At 69.2% G+C, this 8,041-nt stretch carries 8 protein-coding genes; 2 read left to right on the forward strand and 6 right to left on the reverse strand.

The genetic code is table 11. The features are described 5' to 3' along the window. Positions 1-56: 56 nt before the first annotated feature. From AC5Y7E_RS12500 to rimP, 3 genes are all read right to left on the reverse strand, one after another. Positions 57-416 (reverse strand): YlxR family protein, encoded by a 360-nt coding sequence (locus AC5Y7E_RS12500; RefSeq protein WP_499949168.1) that lies wholly within the window; start codon positions 414-416, stop codon positions 57-59. A 69-nt stretch (positions 417-485) separates the two neighbouring features. Further along, positions 486-1,532, reverse strand: a complete 1,047-nt coding sequence (nusA, locus tag AC5Y7E_RS12505) for a transcription termination factor NusA (RefSeq protein ID WP_499949169.1) — start codon at positions 1,530-1,532, stop codon at positions 486-488. Next, the gene (rimP, locus tag AC5Y7E_RS12510) at positions 1,529-2,065 is read right to left on the reverse strand and encodes a ribosome maturation factor RimP (RefSeq protein WP_499949171.1); all 537 of its coding nucleotides are present in this window, start codon (positions 2,063-2,065) and stop codon (positions 1,529-1,531) included. Before rimP ends, nusA begins: the two co-directional genes overlap by 4 nt. A gap of 228 nt (positions 2,066-2,293) precedes the next feature. Here rimP and AC5Y7E_RS12515 point away from each other — a divergent pair, with 228 nt between their 5' ends. Together AC5Y7E_RS12515 and AC5Y7E_RS12520 are read left to right on the forward strand one after the other, a co-directional pair. Beyond that, positions 2,294-2,824, forward strand: a complete 531-nt coding sequence (locus AC5Y7E_RS12515; protein WP_499949173.1) for a twin-arginine translocation signal domain-containing protein — start codon at positions 2,294-2,296, stop codon at positions 2,822-2,824. Next, entirely contained in the window at positions 2,821-3,267 is a 447-nt protein-coding gene (locus AC5Y7E_RS12520; protein ID WP_067130971.1) for a ferritin-like domain-containing protein, read from the forward strand. The genes AC5Y7E_RS12515 and AC5Y7E_RS12520 overlap by 4 nt, the downstream gene beginning before the upstream one ends. On the opposite strand, the gene AC5Y7E_RS12525 is transcribed toward AC5Y7E_RS12520, so the two are convergent. The 3 genes from AC5Y7E_RS12525 to cobA all read right to left on the reverse strand — a co-directional run bounded on the left by AC5Y7E_RS12525 (position 3,264) and on the right by cobA (position 7,991). Beyond that, positions 3,264-5,009, reverse strand: a complete 1,746-nt coding sequence (locus AC5Y7E_RS12525) for a proline--tRNA ligase (protein WP_499949175.1) — start codon at positions 5,007-5,009, stop codon at positions 3,264-3,266. The two genes, AC5Y7E_RS12520 and AC5Y7E_RS12525, sit on opposite strands and share 4 nt — an antisense overlap. 126 nt (positions 5,010-5,135) lie before the next feature. After that, on the reverse strand, positions 5,136-6,752 hold the full coding sequence (locus AC5Y7E_RS12530) for an MFS transporter (RefSeq protein WP_499949177.1): 1,617 nt from the start codon (positions 6,750-6,752) through the stop codon (positions 5,136-5,138). A gap of 33 nt (positions 6,753-6,785) precedes the next feature. Then, the gene (gene cobA, locus AC5Y7E_RS12535; RefSeq protein WP_499949179.1) at positions 6,786-7,991 is read right to left on the reverse strand and encodes a uroporphyrinogen-III C-methyltransferase; all 1,206 of its coding nucleotides are present in this window, start codon (positions 7,989-7,991) and stop codon (positions 6,786-6,788) included. Positions 7,992-8,041: the final 50 nt, after the last annotated feature.

The raw sequence follows: 8,041 nt of genomic DNA on the forward strand, positions 1-8,041 counted from the left end.
GCGACAGTCGTGGGGCCGCGCCTCGGGTTTAGCTATGACACATGGTCATCGGGACTTCACGGTGTGCTCATGTTCTTTGCTACCTGTTCTGTTGCCGGGCGATCGGGCGCACAGAGGAACTCTATGTGCTCGACCACCGCGGATGTATCCGGTGAACCGGTGATGCGCAGCGCTTTGGTGAAAGCCCGCCGCCGGATTGCCTGTTGCACGCACCGCGGCCCGGGGTGCAGCCACGCACCCCGCCCCGGCAGGCTCCTGCCTGTGTCAACGATCACGGCGAAGTCGCCGTTCCCGTTCGGCACAGCCACCACTCGAAGCAACTCGACGGCCAGCTCTCGCTTCCGGCACCCGACGCATGTCCGTACGGGTCCACCCGCATGACGGTGCGCCAAGGCCGAAGGTTCGCGCTGGATCACGGCTCAGTCTAGCGTCACCGAATCGATGGTCAGAACCGCCCGAGGCTGCGCAGCCGCCGCCCGCCGGGCCTAGCGGTCGTGGGCCATTCCGTGGGTGGCGCCGTGTTCTGACTGGCTCTCCGGATGCCCGCCGGGCGAGTCCCCGCGGATGTCGATGCGCCAGCCGGTCAGCCGGGCCGCCAGGCGCGCGTTCTGGCCCTCCTTGCCGATGGCCAGCGACAGCTGGAAGTCGGGTACCACCACGCGGGCGGCGCGGGCCGCCTGGTCGATGATCGACACCGACACCACCTTCGCCGGCGACAGCGCGTTGGCGACGAAGCGCGCGGGATCGTCGTCGTAGTCGATGATGTCGATCTTCTCGCCGGACAGCTCGCTCATCACGTTGCGGACCCGCTGCCCCATCGGACCGATGCAGGCGCCCTTGGCGTTCAGGCCGGGAAGGTTGGACTTCACCGCGATCTTGGAGCGATGCCCGGCCTCCCGGGCCACGGCGACGATCTCCACCGACTCGTCGGCGATCTCGGGGACCTCCAGCGAGAACAACCTGCGGACCAGGTTCGGGTGGGTCCGCGACAGGGTGATCAGCGGCTCCCGGGCCCCGCGGGTCACCCCGATCACGTAGCACCGCACGCGGTTGCCGTGCTCGTAGCTTTCGCCGGGAACCTGCTCGGCCGCCGGGATCACGCCCTCGGAGGCCTTCGTCTCGGTGCCCATCCGGACCACGACCAGGCCGCGGGCATTGGCCCGGCTGTCACGCTGAATCACGCCCGCGACGATCTCCCCCTCGCGGGTGGAGAACTCGCCGTAGGTCCGCTCGTTTTCGGCGTCGCGGAAACGCTGCAACATGACCTGGCGGGCGGTGGTGGCGGCGATGCGCCCGAAACCTTCGGGGGTGTCGTCCCATTCACTGATGACGTTGTCGTCTTCGTCGGTCTCCCGGGCGATCACCCGGACGACACCGGTCTTGCGGTCGATTTCGATGCGCGCGTCGTTCTGGTGGCCTTCGGTGTGCCGGTAGGCGGTGAGCAGCGCCGACTTGATCGTCTCGAGCAGCTCGTTGACCGAGATGCCCCGGTCCACCTCGATGGCGTGCAGCGCGGCCATGTCGATGTTCATAGGCGCCGCTCCTCCGTCCTCCCGGCCTGACCCATACCCGCCAGTTCCAGCTCCGCTTGGCTAGGGGGCGAAAATTCCACCTGGACAACGGCTTTCGCAATGTCGACCAGCGGGATCTCGCGCACCGCCCAGTCCCGGCCGGCGCGGACCACCAGCGCGACCGCGCCGTCGGTCGTCGCACCGACCCGGCCGGTCAGCGTCGATCCGTCCGACAGCACGACGTCGACCTTGCGACCGCGGGCCCGGCGGAAGTGTTTCGCGCTCGTCAGCGGGCGATCCACGCCGGGCGAGGAGACCTCGAGCACGTAGTGGTCGGAGATGGTGTCCAGCCCGTCGAGCAATGCCGACGCCGAGTGGGACAGCGTGGCCGCCGTGTCCAGATCGAGGCCGTCGTCGCTGTCGGCGATCACCATGATTCGCGGGGGGCGGGTCCGGGCGTTGATGACCACGTCTTCGATCTCGAAGCCGGCGCGCGCAAACTCTCCACCGAGTAGCTCGATCACCTGCGTCTGCGACGGTAGCCCGGTGGTCACGGCGAGCTCCTCATCTTGAGTTGTCCGGTCATCTGGCGGATGTCGGCGCCCCGATGGCTTCCAGGCGGCTTCCGGTGTCCCGGCGGAGGAGCATCCGTGCCGACGGTTTGCTGTCGGTGGCTGTCCTCTGCGAGAACCAGCTATCCACGATACGCCAGGATTCGAGGTTGACGGCGTGATCGCGTCCTGGCATCTTGTCCGCCTTCGCCCCGATGGCAGGATGTCCTTGTGCCTAGCGCAGTTCCGTTCCTCACCAGACGAGATGTCCTCGCCGGCGGTGCGGCTTTGGCTGCGCTCGGGGCGGTGGTGAGCGCCTGCGGCAAGCCCGCGCCCAAGCCCCCGCCCGTCGAGCAACTGCTGGGGCCGCTCGATCAGGCCCGGCACGACAGCGAGCTCGCGGGTGCCGCCGCCGCGGCGGTCGGGAATCCGCCGCAGGTCGCCGCCGCGCTGAGCGTGGTGTCCAGCCAGCGCGCCGCGCATGCCCGCGCGTTGTCGGCCGAGATCTCGCGGGCGGCCGGCAAGCTGGCCACGTCGTCCTCGAGCGGAACGCCCAGCCCGAGCCAGACCCAACCGGCCGGGCCGCCCCCGCCCCCGCCGCCGGTGTCCGACGTGATCGACGCGTTGCGCGCCTCGGCCGACAGTGCGAGTCGCCTGGTGGGCACCGAATCCGGCTACCGGGCGGGGCTGCTCGCCTCGATCGCCGCATCCTGCACGGCGTCGTACACGGTTGCGCTGGTGCCCGGGGGTCCGTCGATATGACCTCGGGCAAGGACGCCGACAACACGGCGCTGTGCGACGCGCTGGCCATCGAGCATTCGACGATCTACGGCTACGGCATCGTGTCCGCGCTGTCGCCGCCCAGCGTGAACGACATGGTGGTGGAGGCGCTCGCGCAGCACCGCCAGCGCCGCGACGACGTCATCGCGATCCTGAACGCCCGCAAGGTGACCGCACCCGTCGCCGCGGCCGGCTACCAGCTGCCAATGGTGGTGGGCGGTCCGGCCGACGCCGCGCGGCTGGCCGCGCGGATGGAGAACGACGGGGCCGGCGCATGGCGCGTGGTCGCCGAGCACGCGGAGACCGGCGCCGATCGCGCGTTCGCCGCGACCGCCCTGGTGCAGAGCGCGGTCATGGGCGCCCGGTGGAGCCGCGTGCTGGGCGCCTGGCCCATCACGACGAGCTTCCCCGGCGGCAACGACTAACCCAAGGCCGCCGCGATGTCGGCGGCCAGCGACGGGCCGGTCGACAGTTCGCGGGTCTGGCCGCCGAAGCGGTCGCGCAGCTCCACCACGCCGTCCGCCCAGCCCCGTCCCACCACGACGATCCACGGCACGCCAAGCAGTTCGGCGTCCTTGAACTTCACCCCGGGCGAGGCCTGGCGGTCATCGAGCAGCACTTCGATGCCCAACCCGTCCAGCTCGCCGGCCAGCTCGGTGGCCCCGGCGCGGGCCTGCTCGTCCTTGTTGGCGATCACCAGGTGCACGTCGAAGGGCGCGACCGCCGGCGGCCAGCGCAGGCCCAGCTCGTCGTGGTGCTGTTCGGCGATGACGGCCACCATCCGCGATACCCCGAGGCCGTAGGAGCCCATCGTCAGGCGCACCGGCTTGCCGTCCTCACCGAGCACGTCGGCGGTGAAGGCGTCGGTGTACTTGCGGCCGAGCTGGAAGATGTGGGCCACCTCGATACCGCGCGCCGAGACCAGCGGGCCCGCGCCGTCCGGCGAGGGGTCACCGTCGCGCACCTCGGCGGCCTCGATGGTGCCGTCGGCGGTGAAGTCGCGGCCGGCGACCAGCCCGACGACGTGCCGCCCGGCCTCGTCGGCGCCGGTGATCCAGCTGGTGCCGTCCACCACCCGCGGGTCGACCAGGTAGCGAACGCCCTTGTCCTGCAACGCCTTCGGTCCGATATACCCCTTCACCAGGAAGGGATACTTGGCGAAGTCGGCGTCGTCGAGCAGCGCGTACTCGGCCGGTTCCAGCGCCGCGCCCAGCCGCTTGTCGTCGACCTCACGGTCCCCCGGCACCCCGATGGCCAGTAGCTCCCACTCGCCGCCGGGCTGGCGGACCTTGAGCAGGACGTTCTTCAACGTGTCGGCCGCGGTGACCGGGCGGCCCAGGTCCGCCTGGTTGGCCCAGTCCACCAGGGTGGCGATGGTCGGGGTGTCCCCGGTGTCGTGGACTACCGCCTCGGGCAGCCCGTCGATGGGCTGCGCCTCCGGGCGCGCGGTGACGACGGCCTCGACGTTGGCCGCATACCCGGACTCCAGGCATCGCACGAAGGTGTCCTCACCGACGGCGCTCTCGGCCAAAAACTCCTCCGAGGCGCTGCCGCCCATCGCGCCCGACACGGCGGAGACGATGACGTAGCGCACCTGCAGGCGCGAGAAGATGCGCTGATAGGCCTCGCGGTGCGCGTGGTAGGCGGCCTTGAGCCCGGCGTCGTCGATGTCGAACGAGTAGGAGTCCTTCATCAGGAACTCGCGGACCCGCAGGATTCCGGCCCGCGGCCGCGCCTCGTCACGATATTTGTTCTGGATCTGATACAGCAGGACCGGAAAGTCTTTGTACGAGCTGTATTCGCCCTTGACGGTCAGGGTGAACAGCTCTTCGTGGGTGGGGCCCAACAGGTAATCGTTGCCGCGGCGGTCCTGCAGCCGGAATACCGAGTCGCCGTATTCGGTCCACCGGTTCGTCGCCTCATACGGTGCGCGCGGCAGCAGGGCGGGGAACAAGATCTCTTGCCCGCCAATGGCGTTCATCTCGTCGCGGACGATGCGCTCGATGCGGCGCAGCACGCGCAATCCCAGCGGCAGCCAGCTGTACAGGCCGGGCGCGACGGGCCGGATGTAGCCCGCCCGGATCAACAGCTTGTGGCTGGCGACTTCGGCGTCGGCGGGATCGTCGCGCAGGGTGCGCAAAAACAACTGGGACATCCGGGTGATCACAGCGGGCCAGCCTAGCGTGCTGGTAGCTGCGTCGAACGTCACGCCAGCGCAACGCCCAGACCCTCACGCCACTCTGGCGTGACACGCAACGGCAAGGCGGTCGCGAGCAGCGCCCGTGCGGGTGAGCTACAGCTCCCCGGCCTCCATCGCTTCCTTGACTTCTTGCGCGTGCGCGACCTGGTCGGGGGTGTAGCCGATCATCAGCGCGGCGGCGCCGACGATCACGGCCACGCCGGCCACCCACAGCAGCCCGTAGGTGTAGCCATGGTCCAACGCGGACAACTGCGCGTCGCTCATGAACTTCACCGGTCCGGTGGTGCCGCCCAGATACAGCGTCCGCGAGGTGATCACCGCCTGGATGACGGCCAGCACCAGCGGCCCGCCCAGGCTTTGCAGCATCAACGTGACCGCCGAGACCGGACCGATCTGATCGAATCCCACGCCGGCGATGGCCGACAACGTCAGCGGGACGACGGCCATCCCGATGCCGATCCCGCCGACCACGATGGGCAGCACCAGGTTGGGGAAGTAGGCGACCCCGCGGTGCATGAACGCCCAGCCGTACAACATCGCCCAGAACAGCAGGATCCCGCCGCCGATGGTCAGCACCCGCGGCGAGAACCGCGACACCAGCTGCGAGGAGACGCCGAGGCCGATGCCCATCGCGATGACGAACGGGATGAAGCCGATGCCGGCGCGCAGCGCGCTGTAACCGAGGATGTCCTGCACGTACAGGCCGATGCACACGGTCAGGCTGAACATGAGCCCACCGGCCAGGAAGATGGCGGTGAAGGTGACCAGCCGGTTGCGGTCACGGAACAGGTTGAACGGGACGACGGGATTCTCCGCCGTGCGTTCGACGATGACGAAGGCGAGGGCGGCACCGAGCGCCACGACGCCCGACCCGATGGTGGTGATCGACACCCAGCCCTTTTCCGGACCCATCGAGAAGGCGAACACGGCCGCGGTGCACGTCAGGGTGGCCAGCATGGCGCCGGTGGCGTCGAGCTTCATCCGCTCGCGGTTGGTCTCGCGCAGCGCGGTGCGGGCCAGGTAGATCATCACCAGACCGATCGGCACGTTCACCAGGAACGCCAGCCGCCACGACACCTCGGTGAGCGCGCCGCCGACCACCAGGCCCATCACCGAACCGATCGCCGTCATCGCGGCGAACACGGCCGTCGCGAAGTTGCGGGCCGGGCCCTTGGGGAAGGTGGTCGCCACCAGAGCCAGACCCGTCGGCGAGGCGATCGCCGATCCGACGCCCTGCGACAGCCGGGCGATGACCATGGTCGCCTCGTCCCAGGCGACCGCGCACAGCACAGAAGAGATGGTGAACAGCGCGACACCGACGATGAAGGTGCGCTTGCGCCCGATGGTGTCGCCGAGGCGGCCACCCAGCAGCATCAACCCACCGAACGTCAGCACGTAGGCGGTGATCACCCAGCTGCGGCCGGCGTCGGACAGGCTGAGCTCGTTTTGAATCTTGGGGAGCGCCACGATGGCGACGGTGCTGTCCATCGTCGCGAGCAGCTGCATGCCGCCGATGGCGATAACGGCCGCGATGAAACGCCGAGAGGGCAGCCACGCCGGGTAGTACTTGCCGATGCGCTTCAAGGCGGTCTCCGCCGGGGGCTTGGAGGCGGTCTCCGCCGGCTGCGTTGCGCTCGCCGGGGCCGGACGATCGGGGCGCGCCGACGCAGTTTTCTGCATCGCGCGCTCTGCATCGTTGAGAGCCGTCATAAAGGGTTACCTTACAGTAATCTTAAGAATCGTTTAAAGCCCGAAGGCCGCCACGGCGCCGATCACGATGATCGCGGGAGGTCGGATACCCTCGGCGCGGACCTTCTCGGGCGTGTCGGCCAGGGTGGCCCGCAAAGTGTGCTGGGCGGCGGTCGTTCCATGTTGAACCACCAGCACCGGCGTATCCGCAGGTCGTCCGCCTTTGAGCAGGGCGTCGGCGAAGAGTTCGATGCGTTCCACCGCCATCAGCAAAACGATCGTGCCCGACATTGCGGCCAGCGCATCCCAATTCACTAACGATTCGGGATGCCCGGGCGGCAAATGCCCGCTGACCACCACAAACTCGTGATTTATCGCCCGATGAGTGACCGGAACGCCCGCCAGAGCGGGCACTCCTATGGCACTCGTCACACCCGGCACCACCGTCACCGGAATTCCGGCCTCGACGCACGCCAGTACCTCTTCGTAGCCGCGGGCGAACACGAAAGGGTCGCCGCCTTTGAGGCGCACCACGAAGCTGCCGGAGCGGGCCCGTTCGATCATGACGTCGTTGATGGCGTCCTGGGCCATGGCGCGCCCGTACGGGATCTTGGCCGCGTCGATGACCTCGACGTGCGGGGGCAGCTCGGCGAGGAGCTCCGGCGGCGCGAGACGGTCGGCGACCACGACGTCGGCGTGGGCCAGCAGGCGCCGGCCGCGCACGGTGATCAGTTCGGGGTCACCGGGCCCGCCACCGACCAGCGCGACGCCGCCCTTGACGACGTCGGAGCTCACCGGGCTGTCGGGCGTGATGAGCCCGGTCTGCAGCGCCTCGCGGATGGCCGAGCGGATCGCCGCCGAGCGGCGGTGGTCGCCGCCGGCCAAAACCCCGACGGACAGCCCCGCATAGTCGAAAGACGCTGGGGTGACTGCGGTCCCCTCGACGGCGATGTCGGCGCGGACGCAGAAGATGCGGCGGCTTTCGGCCTCGGCGACCACTGCCTCGTTGACTTGCGCGTCATCGGTGGCCGCGATCGCGTACCAGGCTCCGTCGAGGTCGCCGTCGCGGTATTCGCGCAATGCCAGGGTGATTCCCGTCATCGCCTCCACGGACCTGGTGGCGCTGCGGGAGATGACGTGCACGTCGGCGCCGCTGGCGATGAGCAAGGGCAGCCGGCGCTGGGCGACGGTGCCGCCGCCGACCACGACGACCTTTTTGCCGTTCAGTCGCAGCCCAGCGAGGTAGGCGCTCTCGGTCACCCGGCAAGCCTAGTGGCGATCGCGAGTGCGGCGAAGCCGGGCGCTGCGGG

The organism is Mycobacterium sp. NGS17 (assembly GCF_059813205.1).

Coding starts and splice junctions, on each gene's coding strand:
- nusA (WP_499949169.1), bottom strand. CDS start 1,532: ATGAACATCGACATGGCCGCGCTGCACGCCATCGAGGTGGACCGGGGC.
- AC5Y7E_RS12520 (WP_067130971.1), top strand. CDS start 2,821: ATGACCTCGGGCAAGGACGCCGACAACACGGCGCTGTGCGACGCGCTG.
- AC5Y7E_RS12530 (WP_499949177.1), bottom strand. CDS start 6,752: ATGACGGCTCTCAACGATGCAGAGCGCGCGATGCAGAAAACTGCGTCG.